This is a genomic window from Salinispora sp. H7-4, from assembly GCF_013416675.1.
Lineage (GTDB): Bacteria > Actinomycetota > Actinomycetes > Mycobacteriales > Micromonosporaceae > Micromonospora > Micromonospora vitiensis.
On record NZ_JABZED010000009.1, the window covers coordinates 57,515 to 75,269 of the forward strand.

Genomic DNA, 17,755 nt, shown 5'->3' on the forward strand with positions numbered 1-17,755 from the left:
CCGTGAACGGCGCCGATGTTGTGCCGATCGCCTTCACGGGCGGGCGATGGCGACCAGGCGTAGCTCGCTCGTGTATCGGCGGCCCTGCGCGTCCGGCAGCCAGGTGCGGTTCGGGGCCGGGAGCATCTCACTGATCGTCACGTCTTGACCATCGTCGGCAGCACGCCGGACGGCGCGGCTGAGCAGGTCGATCAGCACCGGTGAGTCGAAGTCGGCGTAAAGCGGCTTGGCGTCGCGGGCAGTGCGGACGAAGACGTGGCGGGGAAGGTCCCGCTCCTCTCGCCAGCGTCGCGCGGACCCCAGTCGTTCGTGTTCACCCGCGATCCAGGCGAAGGCCAGGTCGCGCGGGGCGAAACGCCACGTCTCGCGATTGACGACGAGCCGATCGATGGTCAGCCGGGGTGTGTGCGGGGCGGGTGTGGACAGGCCGAACGCGCGATGGGCCCGGACCATGACCAGCTCACCGAAGAAGACCATGCTCTCGAACATGATCCGGCCGTCCCGGCTGGAGATCATCAGCTTGTCGTCGGCACGCGTAGCGACCAGCGAGCTCACCGGCACCGCCACCTCGGGCGGCACCCCGCAGCTGTCCTGGGCGTAGAGGATGCGTAGGTCGCGGGGGGCGACCAGGCCCCGCATCATGCGGGACGGCACCTCGCGGGAGAAGACCGCGACGATCTGCGGGTCCGGCAAATCATGCTCGACCGCGTCGGCCAACTCGTGCGGAGCCGGGTGCTGGCGGGCGAAGAACGCGGAGGTCAGCGTGTTGAATCCGGCGTGTAGCTCGCCGAGAACGAACCGGTGCTCGTCGGCGCGGATCGCGTCGACACTCGTCGCGTCGATCATCACGTCGGGGCAGCAGTACCGGGTCACGCCGGGCGTGGTGACGGTGGTGGCGAAGGCGCGGGCGACGGCATCGCGGAGGTCGGCGGACGCGTAGTCGGGGCCGGGCGCGGTGGCGAGCACGGTGGCCCACCGCTGCCGGACCTCGGAGGCGAGGAAATCGAACGCATCGCCGGCGTCCCGGAAGACCAGGTCCTGGGCGGATAGCCAGAGGTTCTCGAACGGCACCTCAGGGCCGTGCCGCGCGGCGAGTCGACTGTACAGCGCGAGCAGCTCTCGACGGTAGAGCGCCAGTGCGCGCTCGGTGAACCAGCGGGCAGAGGTGAGCAACAATTCCAGCGGCGGTGCGAGGCCAGCCAGCAGCTCCGGACCAAGCTCGGCGGCGAGGTCACGGCGGCAGTCTTCATAGACAAGCGTGCGGCCGGCGTACAACCGGCCGTGGTTGCGGGTGGCGGCCCTGCCGGTGATCTCGGTGAACCACTCCTCCAGTGCGGCGAGCGCGGCGCCGAGTCGATCCGGGTCACCGGTCGCTGCGGCGACCGCTCGGTACCGTTCGACCAGCTCATCCACAATGGATTCTGCATGCTGCCGCGACGGCCCGGCCGGCAGGGGACGCAGCAGGTCTCGCAGCGCGCGGATCGGGTCGGGATCGTCGGCGGCGATCTGCGGGCCCCAGACAATCCGGTGGGCGGTGGCCAGCCGGTAGAGCACCTCGACGACCTCCCTGGGCCTGTCGAAGCCGTGACCGGCGAGCGCGGAGGCGATCGCGTGCGCCGGGGTCACGCCGTCGCAGCGGGCTAGGACCGCGGCCTCGTCCGGCCGGAGCATCAGCGGCGGGGCGAGCGGTCGGTGCAGCTGATCGCCGTCCAGGCGCAGGAACGGCGGGATCCGCGGCGCCAGCCACGGCCACAGCTCCTCGTCCGCGGCGATCACGGCCGCGATCTCGTCCGCACACCAGCCCTCAAGATATGCCGTCCGTTCCGCGACCAGACCTGATCCCGGGCGGATCGTGATGGCCGGCCCGTCATCGCGAACGGTGGCCCAGCCGACCGGCCCGAAGAAGCCGATCGTGTCGTTCTTCGCGCAGTAGCGTTGCAGGTAGCGGGCGACCAACGCCTCCTTCTGCCGGAATTTTGAGGAACGACGCCCCGGCGAGGCCAGCATCACGTCCACCCCGGTCCGCAGCGCGTGCCGGTTCTGCCAGGTGATCGCCTCCCGCAGCGCCGGCTCGGCCGCGAGCGCCCGTAGGTCCGCCGCGAGTTCAGCGCTTGCCCGAGCGAACTCCTCCTCGCCCATGGTCGCGACCCCGGGGCGGCTCAGCCGGGCGAGCCAGTCGACCGGCATCCCCGCACCGCGCAGCGCCACCCACCGCCAGATCGCCCACCGCTCGCCGAACGGCACGAGGTGCCGGGTGGCGGCGAACTCAGCCCCGGCCGTCATCGTCGCCCAAGTGGCGCTCGGGACACTCCGGGGGGCGCGAGGCGGGGCCCAGGGGGCGGTCGCCAGGTGTCCCGACAGTCTCTAGTGCCGCGCGGACCTCCTGCGGCGACAGCCGCCTGATCTCCTCGAGCAATTCATCGTCTCCTTCGGTGAGCTGCCGCCAGACCCGCTCGGCCAGGGTGTCGACGGTCGGCGCGTCGAAGAGGTCCCCGGAGGTCAGGCGCACCGCGAACTCGTCGTTGACCACGGCGACAACCCGGGTGGCCAGGAACGACGTGCCGCCGAGCTCGAAGAAGTCGTCGTGGTCGCCGACCTCGGCGATGCCCAGCAGCTCCGCGAAGACCCGCCGCAGCCGGACCGTCACGTCGTCGGCTGACGCGGCCCGGAGGTCCGCCAGGTCGGAATCGGCGGAGAGATCCACCGGGTCGGAACCAGCCGGGCGAGGAGCCTCGGAATGAAGGCCGGGTGCAACCCAGTGCCGGTCCGATGCGAACGGATATCCAGGCAGCGCCACCCTGCCGGCAGTGCGGCCGTGGAAGGTCGTCCAGTCGATGGCGGCGCCGGCCAGCCAGAGTCGGCCGAGCGCGGTGACCAGGGCTTTCTCCTCACCATCCGGCTCGGCACCGGGAGCCGAGCGGCCGAGCGTGGGCAACGCCGTGCGGTCGGTGACAAAGCCGACCAGCCCCGTACCTGGCCCAACCTCAAGGAGGATGCCATCCGGTAGCGTGCGAAGCCCCGGCCGAAACCGCACCGGATCGGCGGCCTGCCCAGCCCAGTAGCCCGGGTCAGTGGCCTCCGCCGCGGTGATCCACCGCCCGGTCCGGCACGATACGAACGGGACTTCCGGTGGGCGCGCCTGCACCGCGGACACTGCCTCGGCCAGCTCGGTCAATGCGGGCGCGACCATCGGCGTGTGAAACGCGTGCGAGACCGCGAGCCGCCGGGTCGGGACCGCGTCGCGAGCCAGTTGTTGCGCGTACGCGTCGACCGGGCCGGGTTCGCCCGCCACGACGCAACTGCCCGGCGCGTTGTCCGCTGCCAGCCAGACGCCGGCGGGCAGCGTCGGTAGCTCGTCCGCGGCGACGGCTACGGCGAGCATCGTCCCAGGCCGCAGGCCCGCCATCAGCCGCCCGCGTGTCACCACCAGCGCCACCGCGTCGGCCAGTGAGAAGGTGCCCGCCAGCGCGGCGGCCACGTACTCACCGACGCTGTGCCCGAGCATCGCGGCCGGCCTGATCCCCCACGAATTGAGCAGGCGCGCCAGCGCGTACTCCACGGCGAACAGCGCGGGTTGCGCGATCTTGGTGTCCGTCAGGCGTGCTGCGGCCTTCGGTGTGTCATCGAACAGAAGCTCCAGCAACGGCACGCCGTGCGCGCGGGCCAGCCCGGCGACCTCGTCCACCGCGGCCCGAAAGACCGGTTCCGACTGGTACAGCCCATGTCCCATCCGCGGACGCTGCGCACCCTGTCCCGGGAACAGAAACATCACGGGTACGTCGCCGGGCGGCTCGTGTGCCTGCCGCCCGCCGTTCCGGAGCGCCTCGACGGCACCGGCCGGGTCCTGCGCCACCACCACCGCGCGGTAGGCATTCCGCGGCCGCCCAGTCTGCAACGTGAACGCCACGTCGGCCAGGTCGGCGCCGGGCGTCAACCGGTCGGCCAGGTCGGCGCGCATCCGGTCCAGCGCCTTCCTCGACCGGGCGGAGACCGCGACCGCGTGCCATCGGCGCCGCCGGCCCACCGGGGCCGGCGGCACGGGTGCCTGCCGCAGGATCGCGTGCGCGTTCGTCCCACCCATGCCGATCGAACTGACAGCCGCGACCCGTGGCCCGTCACCCGGCCACGGCTGCGGGGCCCGGGGTAGGTAGAACGGGCTGTCCGCAAGGGACAGCTCCGGGTTGATCGTGCCGAGGTACGGGCTCGGTGGCAGCACGCCAGCGCGGAGCGCGAGCACCGTCTTGATCAGACCGGTGACACCGGCCGCCGCATCCAGGTGACCGATCAGTGCCTTGACTGACCCGAGCGCGCAGAACCCGGTCCGGTCGGTAGCGGCACGGAACGCCCGAGTCAGCGCCGCGACCTCGATCGGGTCGCCGAGCGGTGTGGCGGTGCCGTGTGCCTCGACGTACCTGATCCGGGTGACATCGATGCCGGCCAGGCGTTGCGCCGTCCGGATCATCTCAGCCTGCCCGTCAATTCGGGGCGCGGTGAAGCCGACCTTGTCACCACCGTCGTTGTTGACCGCAGTGGCCGCGAGCACCGCGTACACGGTGTCGCGGTCACGAACCGCGTCGATCAACGGCTTGAGCACCACGGCGGCCGTGCCGCTGCCAGGGACCATGCCGTCGGCCGTGGCGTCGAACGGCCGGCAGACCCCACGCGGAGACAGTACCCCGCCAGGCTCGGGGTGGTACCCGCCCTGCGGTGGCTGGACGGAGACTCCGCCGGCGATCGCGATCTCACACTCGCCGGCCAACAGCGCCTGCCCCGCCATGTGCACCGCGACCAGCGAGGTCGAGCAGGCCGTCTGCACGGCCACGCTGGGCCCGGTGAGGTTGAGGTGATAGGAGACCCGGGATGCCAGCATGTCCTTGTCATTGGCAATGATCAGTTCACCGTAGCCGGCGTTGGTGGTGCCGCCCAGCAGATTGCGCAGCAGGTACGTGCTGATGCTGCTGCCCGCGTAGACGCCGACCCGGGCACGGCCACCGTTGTGGTGGCCGGCGTGCTCCAGCGCGTGCTGCGCAACCTCCAGGAAGATCCGCTGCTGCGGATCGAGTAGTGCGGCATCCCGCGGCGAGTATCCGAAGTAGGCCGCATCGAATCGGTCGATGTCGTCCAACCGTCCCCAGGCCGCAACGTGGCCGGGCCCATCCGACCGGATGCGGGTGATCCGCTCGCGTCCGGCCAGAACTGTCTCCCACAGACGCGTGCAGTCCGGTGCACCCGGGAAGCGACCGGCCATACCAATCACCGCGATCTCCAGGTTGGTGAGCTCGTCCGGCGGGTTCGTCATCAGCTCGTTCCCACGCCCGCTGCCGGAGCCGGCTCGCGGTCGAGGCCACGGACGTGGCGGGAGAAGTACGCGGCGACCCCAGCCACGATCGGCAGCAACCCGACGGTGATCAGCAGACCGGCGATGCCGCGCTCCTCACCGAGCAGCGGTGTGAAGACCGCGTCGGCCAGGACTCCGGCGGTGAGCGCGGAGACCGGTACCGAGGCGAGTGCCACCACCCGGAGCATCGCGAACGCTCGGCCGAGCATGTCGGCCGGCACCTTGGCCTGCCAGATTGTCGCGTTACAGGCGTTGATCACCGGCAGGGCCAGGGCGTAGACGAGCACGCCGGCCAGGACGACCGGGACTGCGGCGCGCACGCCGAGGACCGCAATGCCGACGCCGAAGACGATGCCGGCGCCGAGCACACCGTGGACGCGACGGCGCGGTCCACCCCAAATGATCATCAGGATGGCGCCGACGAGCCAGCCCAGGCCCTCGGCAGAGAGGATGAGGCCGAGGTCGCCCTGCGTGCCGAACTCCAGGACCAGCGGAGGCAACAACGCGAGCGTGAATCCGGCGGCAATGTTGGCTACCGAGAAGAAGCCGAGCAAAATCAGCAGACCACGTTGGCGGGAGATGTAGGCCCATCCGGCGCCGATGTCGCCGATGATCCGGCGGACGCCGGTGGCCTGCCCGGTCGCGGCCGGCTGTGGGATCCGGATCACCGCCAGGACGACGACCATCGCGGCGAACGTGGCCAGGTCGATGAGGACCACGCCGAGAATCTCCACGACTGGGATCAACAGGGCCGCCAACGCCGGGGCGAGCAGACGGGAGGACGCGGTCGCCATCTGCACCATGCTGTTGGCGCGGGGCAGCAGACGTTCTGGGACCAGTTGCGGTACGGACGATGCGAACGCCGGGTACTGGATGGCAGCGCAGGTGGCGACCAGGAACGTAACCGTGTAGACCAACGCCACACTCAGCGCGTCCGCCATCACCAGCACCGCCAGCACGGCCAGCACGGCAGCGCCACCGGCGTTGGCGAGCAGGATCAACCGGCGCCGGCTGTACCGGTCGGCGAGCACGCCGCCGACCAGCGTTACTAGCACCTGCGGGAGGTAGAGCACGGCTACGATGCCGGCGAACTGGGCGGCCGATCCGGTCGTACGGTAGACCCAGACGCCGAGCGCGAAGCCGGTCATCGCGGTGCCGGTCAGCGACACCAGCTCGGCCAACCAGAGCGCCACGAACGTACCCAGCCGGCTCGAGGTTCGCGTCATGCCGGACTCACCTCGACGCTGCGGCCACGCCGTGGTCGGCGCCGAGTCGCTGGTTCGCTCGCAGGCTTGCTCATTCCGGTCGCCCCTTCGCCTGTCGGAGGCGGAGCGCGCCGGCGCGCCGGCGCTCCGCCGGATCGTCGCCGGACGTCTCTGGTGGTGCGGTGGCGGCCAGGTGACCGGCGAGCGCGGCGACGGTCGGGTGGTCGAAGAGGTCCAGCATGGACACGTCGGTACCGAGCCGCTCGGCGAGCAAGCCCTGCACGCGCAGCATCAACCGGGAGTGGCCGCCCAGGTCGAAGAAGTTGTCCTGCGAGCCGACAACCGGTACGTCCAGCACCTCGCGCCAGACCTCGGCGATCCGGCCGGCAAGCAATCTGGCCGACTCCGCGATCGGCCTGGCCGTGGCCGTCGCAGCCGTGGCCGTCGCAGCCGTGGCCGTCGCAGCCGTCAAGGCCGGTGGGGGCAGGCTCGGGAGGACCGCGTCCGGGTCCGTCAGGGCGGCGAGGAGCTGCACGTACGCGTTGGCGAGCCGGTCAGCCCCGGCCGGATCCAGCACCGTTCCCCGGTAGAAGAAGTCGCAGACCGTGCCATTCGGGGTCTCGCGGACGCCGAGCGTCAGGTCGTACTTGGCGGCGCCGGTGAAGATCTCCTCCACCGTGGTGCGGCAGTCGCCGAGGGTCGGCGGCTCAGCCTGCGCCGGATGCAGCCAGAACACGGCCTGGAAGAGGGGGCTGTGTCCGCTGCGGGCGGGACTCGTCTCCCGGATGATGTCCTCGACCGGGACCTGATGACCGAATCCGTCCAGCACCGCGTCCCGTACCCCGGCGAGAACATCCGCGAAGGCCGGAGCGTCGGTCATCGTCACGCGCAACGGCAGCATGTTGACGAACAGGCCGATCGCGTGCGCGGTCTCCGGGCGCCGACGATCCGCGGCCGGTGACCCGATCACCACGTCGGTGCGGCCGGTGTGTGTGCGCAGCAGCACCGCAAATGCGGCGAGCATGGTCATGAAAGAGGTGCACCGATGTCGACGACCGGTGACTCGGACCCGGTCGGCCAGGTCGGGGGTGAGGCGTACGCGGTGCAGCCCGTCCGGGGTGCCCGGGGCCGGCGAGCCGGGGAGAGCCAGGGGTGGTGGCATGTCGCGCAGGCGGTTTCGCCAGTACGCGAGGTCGACGCCGCTGGGGCGGATGCGCTGGGCGTCGATCAGGTCCGGGTACGCCACGGGTTGCTGCGGCAGCTCCGGTATACGGTGGGCGGCGCGGGCCGCGTACGCCTCGGCGAGTTGGGCGAAGAACACCCGCGCCGACCCGCCGTCGAAGACGAGGTGATGGACGACCAGGATCAGCTCGTGCCGGTCCGGTGCCAGCCGCAGCAGCTCGGCTCGTAGCAGCGGGCCGCCCGCCAGGTCGAACGGTTCCCGGGCCAACTCCTCCGCGCGCGTCGTCGCGGCGCCGGGCGGTAGCGCGACGAGATCGGTGACGCGCAGGGTGAACGCGCCGGTCGACCGGACCCGTTGCCGCAGCTCGGTGCCGGTGCGCGGGAACGAGGCCCGCAGCGCGTCGTGCTGCGCGACCAGGTCGCCGAGGGCGGCGCGCAGCGCGCCGGCGTCGAGCGGGCCGTCCAGTTGGACCCGATACGGCACGTGGTAGGCCGGGTCCGGAGTGAGCTGCAGGGCGAACCACATCGATTCCTGAGCGGGCGACACCGAAAGAAGGCCCACGTCGTCAACCTCAGCCGCATCGTCGATCATTTAATCCCCCGAATGTGTGACCAGCGGGAAACCTATAGCACGAAAAAATTCGATGATCGAGTGCACTACGTCGGGAAGTATGGCATGAATACCGAACCCGCGAAAGGGGCGGGGCGAGGTCACAGAATTTTTCGAAGAATTGACATAGAGGATGCGCTATTCCCTGTCCGGCATGCGCCGACATCGCCGACAGAGCCGCTGCAACAGCATAAAAATCGGGCCATCCGGACGCTATTGACGAGCTCAGGCCGGCCAGTTAGATTGCGTTGGACACGAGCCGCGACCAGCGAAGGTGATCATTTTATGACCACTTCCGACGCGATTGTCACCCCTTCCATCGAAGAGTGCGTAAGTGCCAACAGAAATGGTTGGAATCTACGCGCAAAGGAGCATCTCGACACCGAATTCTATGGCGTCGAGGCTTTCAAGAACGGCCGCAACACGGTACAGAGAATAGAAATCGAGGAAGTCGGTGACGTCACCGGCAAATCGCTGCTGCATCTGCAATGCCATTTCGGCCTGGATACGATGTCGTGGAGCCGACTCGGCGCCCGAGCCACCGGCGTCGACCTGTCCGACGAGGCGATCGAGAACGCTGGTGCGATCGCGGCCGAGTTGGGGCTGGACACCAGGTTCATCCGCAGCGACATCTTCGAGCTACCCAAGACGCTGGACGAGAAGTTCGACATCGTCTTCACCAGCTACGGCGCACTCGTGTTCATGCACGACCTGGACCGGTGGGCCGAAATCGCCGCTTCCTATCTGAAACCCGGCGGCAAGGTGTGCATCGTGGAAATCCACCCGGTGCTACCGCTGTTCACCGAGACTGACGGAGAGCTGCGCCTCACCTACTCGTTGTTCCAGGACGGTCCGAATCGGATGGAGGTCGCGAAGACCTATGCCGATCTCAAGCCGGTCGAGCCGCACACCGAGTACTTCTGGCGGTGGTCCGTCGGCAGCCTGGCGACCGCGCTCATCAACGCCGGCCTGCGCATCGACCGGCTCCGGGAGCTACCGTTCGACATGCGGCAACGATTCCCCTCGATGGCGCAGAGCGAGGACGGGTACTGGCGGCTCCCCGGTGACCCGCTGCCGCTGGTCGTCACGTTCGTCGCCACGAAGCCGGAGCGGTGAGGGCGGGACCGGTGACCGCACCGCTCCAGCCGGCGCTCGAGACCGACCTTCCCGCCACACCGCTGCTGCAGCGGGCGTTGCTGATTCGACGAGCCGAGGAGCGGTTGCTCGAACTCTTCGCCGACGGTGAACTCTCCGGTACCGTGCACTGTTGCATCGGCCAGGAGTTGGTCGGCGCCACGCTGGGCGAGATCCTGATCCCGGACGACACCGTCTTCTCCAACCACCGCTGCCACGGGCACTATCTCGGCGCCGGGCACGACCTGGAAGGGCTGTTCGCCGAGATCATGGGCCGGCGCGATGGAGCCTGCCGCGGCCTCGGCGGCAGCCAGCACCTGCACCGGGACGGCTTCTACTCGGGCGGTATCCTCGGCGGCCTGGTGCCGATCGCCGCCGGCGCCGGCATGGCGCACGGGCTCGACGCCTCCCCCGGGATCGCGGTCGCGCTCATCGGCGACGGCACGCTCGGCGAGGGCGTGCTCTACGAGACGATGAACCTGGCCGCGCTCTGGCACCTGCCGCTGCTGCTGGTCCTGGAGCGCAACGGCGTCGCGCAGTCGACCGACACCCGCACCACCACCGCCGGCACCGCCGCCGGGCGCGCGGAGGCGTTCGGCATCCCAGTCGTGGAAACCGGCACCGCGGATCCGGCCGCGCTGTCCGCCGCCGCAGCGCACGCCACCCACAAGGTCCGCTCCGGTGCGGGGCCGGCGATGCTGATCATCGACACGTACCGGTTGGCCCCGCACTCCAAGGGCGACGACCACCGCGACCCCGCGCAGATCGCCGCGAGATGGCTCCGTGACCCGCTACGCCGCGCGCTGGACCAGGGCGGGGAGACCATCGCCGCGCTGGACCGGGCCGCGCGCGAGCGGGTCGAGCAGGCGGTGGAGACCGCCCGAGCCTCGCCGATACCGGACCCGAACGTGCTGCTGCCCCGGACGGCCGACCCGGAGCCGGCGTGCTTCCACCAGGTGGCCGCCACCGATGGCCGGCGGGTGGTCACCGCGCTACGCGATGGCCTCAAGGCGCTACTCGACACGGACCCGGGAGTACTCCTGCTCGGCGAGGACGTCGAGGATCCGTACGGTGGCGCATTCAAGGCCACGGCCGGGCTGAGCACGCTGTTCCCCGGCCGGGTTCGCAACACGCCGATCTCCGAGGCCGCGATCGTCGGAATCGGCACCGGGCTCGCGCTCGGCGGACGGCGCGCGCTCGTGGAGATCATGTTCGGCGACTTCGTGTTGCTCGCCGCCGATCAGCTGATCAACCAGGCAGCGAAGCTGCATACGGTCTACGGCACCAGCGGACCCGGCCGCCTGGTCCTGCGCACCCCGATGGGCGGACATCGCGGCTACGGGCCTACCCACAGCCAAACGCTCGACCGGCACCTCGTCGGTGTCCCCGGCCTGCGAGTCGCCGCACTGCACAGCCTGCTCGACCCACTTACCATCTACCGTGGACTGCTCGACGGGGACAGTGACCCTGCGGTCGTGCTGGAGAACAAGCTGCTCTACGGCCGCCGGCTCGGTGCGAGCCTGCCGGACGGGTTCATCGCCTGGCAGACCGCGGACACCCTGCCGACCGTGCGGGTGGCCCCGGACGACACCACCGCCGACGTCACGCTCATCGGCTACGGCGGGATGCTCGACGAGCTACTCACCGCTGCCGACCGGCTCTTTGCCGAACACGACGTCCTCGCCCAGGTCCTCTGCCCCGCCCAGATCTTCCCGTTCGACCTTGGCCCGCTGCGCCCCCTGCTGGCCGGCAGTCGCGCGATCGTGGTCGCCGAGGAGGGGCAGGGCTTCGCCAGTTTCGGTGCCGAGGTCCTGGCCCAGCTCGCCGAGCGCCCGGTCCCCGGGAGACCCCGGCTAGCGCGGGTCGCCGCCGCGCCGGTTCCGATCCCGGCCGCCCCTTCGCTGGAAGGGGCGGTCCTACCCACGGCCGACTCGGTCGTCACCGCCACGCTGGAGGTGCTGCACGGTGCCGGCTGAAGTGACTCTGCCAAAACAGAACCCGAACGACGACGCCGCCGAAGTGCTCCGCTGGCTGGTCGCCGACGGCGAGCAGGTCTCCGCCGGCGACGACCTGATCGAGGTCGAGTCGACCAAGGCGGTCACCGTCATCGAGTCGCCCGGCCCCGGGTACCTACGCCAGCTCGCCGCCGAAGGCGACGTGGTTCCCACTGGCGCGCCGCTCGCGCTGCTCTTCCCCTCGCTGGACGAGCTGACCGCGACCGCACGGGGCTCTGGCGAGACGGCACCGACCGTGAGCGGACCGGCCGACGGCGAGACGGCACCCACCGTGAGCGGGCCGCGCTTCTCCGCCGAGGGCCTGCGCGAACTGAGACGACTCGACCTGAGCGCGGACCTGTTCCAGGAACGCGGCCTCGTCACCGGCGCCATCGTCCGCCGGACCGCTGAGGAGCTGACGCAAACTGGGCCCGCAGTGCGGCGTGCGCCGATCGGCCCGGCCAAACAAACCGAGATTGCCCGCCTGCACGCGGGCGGCGCCGCACTCGCCAGCGCACTCACCGTCGCCTTCGGCGCGGACGCGCTCGACCGGGCCCCGACCAGGGGCAACGTGCCACCACTGCCGCTGGCACTGATCATTCACGCGCTGGCCGGCGCCCTGATCGAGTTCCCCGGACTGAACGCGCGGTTCGCCGGTGACCACGTGGAGCAGTACACCGACATCAACGTCGGTGTGGCGGTGGACGCTGGGCACGGCCTGCGAGTGCCGGTCGTCAAGCACGCGGACCGGCTCGATCCGGAACAGATCACGCTGGAGCTGCTCGACCTGCTCGCCGCCTACCACGATCGTGGCCTCCACGCGGACGATGTCGCCGGTGCCACCGTCACGGTCAGCGACTTGTCCGGGCAGAACATCCTGCAATTCCAGCCGCGGATCAACCAGGACCAGACGCTCGCAGTCGGCGTCGGCGCGGACACCTCGTTGCCCGGCCGTCCGATGACGCTGACCGCGGTCTTCGACCACCGGGTCTCCAGTGGCCGGGCGGTGGCCGACTTCCTCACCCGGGTGCGCGCGCGGCTGCTGGCGGACCGATGAGCGATCCTCTCGCCGCGCAGCTGGCCGGGCTGACCCCAGAACAGCAGCGGCTGTTCCTGCAACGGCTGCGGCTGCGCCGACGCCGGCAGAACGCCGAGGAACGCCCGGCGGTATCGGCAGCGTCCTGGCCGCTGTCCCACGCTCAGGAACGGCTGTGGCTGCTGGAGACGCTGACGCCACGTCACCCGGCGTACACGGTGCCGTTCGCGATCCGGATCGCCGGCCCGCTCGACCGGCAGGCATTGGAGACTGCGATCCGGGCGGTGCTGGACCGACACGGCGCGCTGCGCACCGTCATCGTCGAGGAGGGTCCGGCGCAGGTGGTCCGCGACGACCTGCACGACACCCTCGCCTGGACCGACCTGTCCGGGTTGCCGGCGCCGGAGCGTGACACCACGTTCGACAGGCTCACGGCCGAGCACGGGATCCGGACCTTCGACCTGACCAACGGGCCGCCGGTGGCGCTGCACGCCGTCCAGCTCAGCGATCGGGAGACCGTGCTGCTGGCAGCCGTGCACCATATCGTCTTCGACGCGACTTCGGTGACAATCGTCCTCGACGACCTGGCCGCGGCGTACGACGACGCGGTCGCCGGCCGGCACCGCACGTCCGTCGACACTGGCCACCAGTTCGGGGAGCACTGCGCCGCGGAGCGTGCCGCGGACCGGGAACGCGGACTGACGTACTGGACGAATACGCTGCGCGGCGCGCCACCGCTGTCCACGCTGCCGGCGCGACGGGCCCGGGCCGAGTCCGGGCCGGGCGGGCAGGTGCCGCTGCAGCTGTCGGCCAGCCGGACCCCCGCGCTGTTCGGGCTGCTGCGGGCAGAGCGGGTGACACGGTACGCCGCGCTGCTCACCGCGGCTAGCCTGGCGCTGCGGCGCACCAACGGGCAGGACACCATGATCGTCGGCGTGCCGGCGAGCACGCGTACCCGACCGGAACTGGCCCGGGTGGTCGGCTGCTTCTACAACCCGCAGGCGCTGCGGCTCGACCTGGACGGCGACCCGACAGTCCGGGAGCTGCTGCGTCGCGCCCACCACGCCGTCGGCGGAGCCCAGGCAAACGCGGACGTGCCGTTCGGGGACGTGGTCCGGGCCCTGCGCGCGACCCGCGGGGACCGGCACAACCCGCTGTTCCAGACCATGCTGAGCCTGCTCGACGCTCCGGTTGCGGAACGGCACGGCGGCGGGGCACGGTTCCGGCTCGATCCGGCGCCGGCCGGGCGTACCGACATGGACCTGTTCGTGACCGTCACGGTCGGCGCGGGTGGCGATATGGCCGGCGTATGCCGGTTCGCCGGCCACCTCGACGAGCCGGACGTGACCGCGTGGGCGGATGACCTGATCGGGTTGCTGGATCGGATGGCGAGCGGTGCGGACCAGCCGATCAGCCGTTTTGCGCCGATACCAGACGGGATCCGCACGGTCCTGGCGGCACCCGCGGCGGCCGCCTACCGGGCGCCGGGCACTCCAACGGAGACACTTCTGGCCGGCGTCTGGGCGCGGGTGCTCGGGGTGGACCGGATCGGCGCAGACGACAACTTCTTCCAGCTCGGCGGCGACTCCATGCAGGTGGTCCAGGTGATCGCCGAGACGGCCGCCGCCGGGCTGCCCCTCTCCCCGGGCGACCTGCTGCGCCACCCCACCGTCGCCGGACTCGCCACCCTGGAACGCCGTCACCCCCAGGGACGGGAGACGGTGGTCACGGGTGATGTGCCGCCGACCCCGGCGCAGGCGTGGTTTTTGACCGAGATCCTGCCGCACCTGAGCCATCCCGGGCACTTCAACCATCCCTACCATGCGGAACTGGTCCGGCCCGTGACCGCAACCGAGCTGTCCGGGGCGGTGAACGCCCTGACCCGACGGCACGACGCGCTACGGCTGCGCCTGGTCCCCGACGGCGCCGGACAGCGGCGGCAGCTCAGCATCCCGGACACCGGGCCGGTACCATTCGACACGCACGACCTACGCGATGCCGACGCGGAAGAAGCAGACCGGCTCGCCGCTGACATCGCGGATACCGCACAGCGAGGCCTGTCCCTGTCGGCAGCGCCGATGCGGGCCGTCCACTTCCGGATGCCCGGCGGGCAGCCTGACCGGCTGCTCCTCATCTGCCATCACCTGCTGGTCGACGGCTTCTCCCGCACGCTACTCATGAACGACCTCGCCGACGTGCTCGACCCCGCTGCCCGGCCGGCGCCGCCGTCGCTGCCGTACGCCGCATGGGCGCGCCTGCTCAGCGCGGCGGCCACCGCCCCGGAGCTGACCGGCCAGCGCGCATTCTGGCGCGCGCAGGCCCGCGCCGAGAACCTGCCAGTCGACCGACCCGGCACCGCCGTGCGGTTCGGCTCACGGACCGGAGTGCACCGGGTCCTCACCGCCGACGTCACCGCGCGCCTTGCCGCGGAGGCACGCGCAGCCGGCGCCGGCCTCAGCGACCTACTGCTGGCCGCCACCGCCGTCACGATCGCCGGGTGGCAGGGCGGGGACGAGGTGACCTTCGCACTGGCCGCGCCGGGCCGCAGCGGGCCGCCCGGTCACGACGTCGACGTGACGCGGACAGTCGGCTGGTTTCAGTACTTCTACCCGCTCCGTCTGCGCCTGGGCCACCCATCATCCCTGCCACGGCTCGCCGGCGAGCTGCGCGTACAGATCGGGGCGGTGCCGATGCACGGGCTCGGGCACGGCCTCCTCACCCACGCACACCCCGATCCGGCGGTCCGGGAGGAACAGGTGCGATCGGCCGGGCCGCAGGTCAGCTTCAACTACCTGGGCGAGATCGGTTCCTGGGACCGGCAGCCGGCCGCCCGGATCCTGCGGCCGTCGACACACCCGTCCGGCACTGCCCAGGACCCGGAGGGCCGCTGGCCATACCTGCTCGACATTGCCGGAGAGCTGCGCGATGGGCGGCTGCGATTCGCCGTACACCACGGCAGTGGAGTGCACCACACGGCAACAGTGGACGGGCTCGCGGAGGAGATTGTCCGACTTCTGAACGGGGGTGCGCGATGACACACCTCGTGGTGGTCAACGATGAGGAGCAGTACTCGATCTGGCCGGCTGACGGCACAGCGCCACCGGACGGCTGGCGCGAGACCGGGTTCACCGGCAGCCGCGTGGAGTGCCTCGACCACATCGGCAGGATATGGACCGATCAGCGCCCGCGCAGCGCGCGCGGCGACGGTGTCCACGACCTGGTGGAGGCGCAGGTCGCGGCGCGCCCGAACGCGCCGGCCGTGACGGACGCGACGACCGGGGACACGCTCACGTACGCCGGCCTGTGGTCGGCGGCCGGCGCGCTCGCGGTCGACCTGGCCAATAGCGGCGTCGGCGCCGGAGACATTGTCGGCCTGCGAATGAATCGTTCCGTCGACCTGGTGATCGCGATGCTGGCCGTCACCCGGACCGGCGCGGCCTACCTGTGCCTGGACGCGGACGCCCCGCCGGACCGGATCACCTCGATCCTCGGCCAGGCCAAGATCGCCGCGATTCTGCAGCCGGCCGGCGCTGCCGACGGCACGCCCGTCACCCGCGGCCTGCGCCTGGTCGCGCACCGGGACGCCGCGTCCGCCGGAAACGCACCGCCGCCGGCGACCGCCCCAGACGACCCGATCTACGTCATGTACACGTCCGGATCCACCGGCGCGCCGAAGGGCGTGGTGGTGCCGCACCGCGCGGTACGGCGACTCGCTGTCAACCCGCTATTTTGCACCATCGCGCCCGGTGACCGGGTCGCGCACGCGGCCAACCCCGCGTTCGACGCCGCCACGTTCGAGGTGTGGAACACGCTGGTAGCCGGCGGCACCGTGGTGGTCTTCCCGGCGCTGACCGACGTGACGTTCACCCAGTGGAACGCACTGCTGACCTCGGCGGGCATCACCACCATGTTTCTCACCACGTCGTTGTTCCACCTGATCGCCCGGGAACGACCGGCCGCGCTCGCCCCGCTGCGTAACCTCGTCGTCGGTGGTGAGCAACTGGACCTGACCGCGGTCCGCCGAGTCCTCACCGCCGGCGCGCCCGGCCGGATCGTCAACGGGTACGGCCCAACGGAGACCACCACATTCGCCGCCTACTTCGACTGCACCGAGGCGAGCCTCTCCGATGTGGACCGAATCCCGATCGGCCGGCCGTTGCAGCAGACCACGCTGCGGATCCTCGACGAGAACCTGCGCCCCGTACCGCCGGGCGGGACTGGCGAGCTGTGCGTCGGCGGCCCCGGCGTCGCACTCGGCTATCTGCGCCGGCCCGACCTTACCGCGCCACGATTCGTCACCGATCCCGACACCGGCGAAACCATTTACCGCACCGGCGACCTGGCCCGCCTCCGGCCCGACGGCGACTACGAGGTGCTCGGCCGGCTCGACCGCCAAATCAAGCTGTGGGGCTTCCGGATCGAGCTGGAGGAGGTCGAATCCGCGGTCCTGGCCACTGGGCTCGTCGACACCGCGTTCGTGGAAAAGGTCGGGTCTGGCCCCAACTCAATGCTGGTCGGGTTCGTCCTGGCCGCGGGCGGCGACTCGCCGGGCACACTGCCGCGGCGGCTGAACATGGCGCTCGGCGGACGGCTGCCCGGCTACATGATCCCGGCCCGCTGGCTGGTGCTGCCCGAAGTGCCGCTCAGTTCCACCGGCAAGGTCGACCGCCGTGCCCTGCACCGGATGCTGCCCGGTCCCCAGTAGCTCCGCACCCGCCCGGTCGCAGCCCCGCGCTGAGCGGCCGCTACGACGCTGGCCTCTACCGTGCCAACCCCACCCGCGCCGACCTCACCGACGCAGTCGAGACCTGCGGCCGGCTGGAGTCGTTGTACAGGCCGTGGTCGAACACGGCCGGTGGCAGGAAGTCAGAGGGGTAGGGGTAGGTGGAGAGTATCTGGACCGGCACGGTCGCGGACGTGAGAAGAAGCTGGCTCCGGCCCGCGAGTCTGCGGGGGCTGTTCGCGGTGCCGCTGATGGTCGCGATCGTGCTGGGCATAACCTCGGTCGGCGCGGCACCCGTGCTCGCGCAGAGCGTTCCGTCGGCGGCAGCAAGCCCACCCGGTACCGGCCTGGCCTGGGGCGACAACGCCGATGACCAGTTAGGCGACGGGACCACCACCAACAGCAGCACCCCCGTAACAGTGGACCTGCCGGCCGACACCACGATCACCGCCGTCGCCGCCGGCCAGGGCCACAGTCTGGCAGTGACCTCCACCGGCACCATGCTGGCCTGGGGCGCCAACAGTTCCGGCCAG

Annotated in this window: 9 protein-coding genes and 1 pseudogene; 6 read left to right on the forward strand and 4 right to left on the reverse strand. The window is 70.9% G+C overall.

Annotated elements, in window-relative coordinates; genetic code table 11:
* Positions 1 to 33 precede the first annotated feature (33 nt).
* From H0524_RS10705 to H0524_RS10720, 4 genes are all read right to left on the reverse strand, one after another.
* Positions 34 to 2,283 carry a lantibiotic dehydratase gene (locus H0524_RS10705; protein WP_180198528.1) on the reverse strand — a complete coding sequence of 750 codons (2,250 nt, stop codon included), beginning with the start codon at positions 2,281 to 2,283 and terminating at the stop codon, positions 34 to 36.
* Positions 2,267 to 5,299 carry a type I polyketide synthase gene (locus H0524_RS10710; protein ID WP_180198529.1) on the reverse strand — a complete coding sequence of 1,011 codons (3,033 nt, stop codon included), beginning with the start codon at positions 5,297 to 5,299 and terminating at the stop codon, positions 2,267 to 2,269. Before H0524_RS10710 ends, H0524_RS10705 begins: the two co-directional genes overlap by 17 nt.
* Positions 5,299 to 6,564: an MFS transporter gene (locus tag H0524_RS10715; RefSeq protein ID WP_180198530.1), complete on the reverse strand. Its 1,266-nt coding sequence runs from the start codon at positions 6,562 to 6,564 to the stop codon at positions 5,299 to 5,301. The genes H0524_RS10710 and H0524_RS10715 overlap by 1 nt, the downstream gene beginning before the upstream one ends.
* 70 nt (positions 6,565 to 6,634) lie before the next feature.
* Positions 6,635 to 8,317 (reverse strand): condensation domain-containing protein, encoded by a 1,683-nt coding sequence (locus H0524_RS10720; protein WP_218941799.1) that lies wholly within the window; start codon positions 8,315 to 8,317, stop codon positions 6,635 to 6,637.
* A 303-nt stretch (positions 8,318 to 8,620) separates the two neighbouring features.
* Here H0524_RS10720 and H0524_RS10725 point away from each other — a divergent pair, with 303 nt between their 5' ends.
* The 6 genes and pseudogenes from H0524_RS10725 to H0524_RS10750 all read left to right on the forward strand — a co-directional run.
* Positions 8,621 to 9,451 (forward strand): class I SAM-dependent methyltransferase, encoded by an 831-nt coding sequence (locus H0524_RS10725; protein ID WP_180198531.1) that lies wholly within the window; start codon positions 8,621 to 8,623, stop codon positions 9,449 to 9,451.
* Positions 9,452 to 9,462: 11 nt separating this feature from the next.
* On the forward strand, positions 9,463 to 11,445 hold the full coding sequence (locus H0524_RS10730; protein WP_180198532.1) for a thiamine pyrophosphate-dependent enzyme: 1,983 nt from the start codon (positions 9,463 to 9,465) through the stop codon (positions 11,443 to 11,445).
* The gene (locus H0524_RS10735; protein WP_180198533.1) at positions 11,435 to 12,520 is read left to right on the forward strand and encodes a 2-oxo acid dehydrogenase subunit E2; all 1,086 of its coding nucleotides are present in this window, start codon (positions 11,435 to 11,437) and stop codon (positions 12,518 to 12,520) included. Before H0524_RS10730 ends, H0524_RS10735 begins: the two co-directional genes overlap by 11 nt.
* The gene (locus H0524_RS10740; protein WP_180198534.1) at positions 12,517 to 15,534 is read left to right on the forward strand and encodes a condensation domain-containing protein; all 3,018 of its coding nucleotides are present in this window, start codon (positions 12,517 to 12,519) and stop codon (positions 15,532 to 15,534) included. The genes H0524_RS10735 and H0524_RS10740 overlap by 4 nt, the downstream gene beginning before the upstream one ends.
* On the forward strand, positions 15,531 to 17,204 hold the full coding sequence (locus H0524_RS10745; RefSeq protein ID WP_180198535.1) for an amino acid adenylation domain-containing protein: 1,674 nt from the start codon (positions 15,531 to 15,533) through the stop codon (positions 17,202 to 17,204). The genes H0524_RS10740 and H0524_RS10745 overlap by 4 nt, the downstream gene beginning before the upstream one ends.
* Before the next feature lie 179 nt (positions 17,205 to 17,383).
* Positions 17,384 to 17,755: pseudogene (locus tag H0524_RS10750) on the forward strand (cell wall anchor protein); the annotation flags it as partial.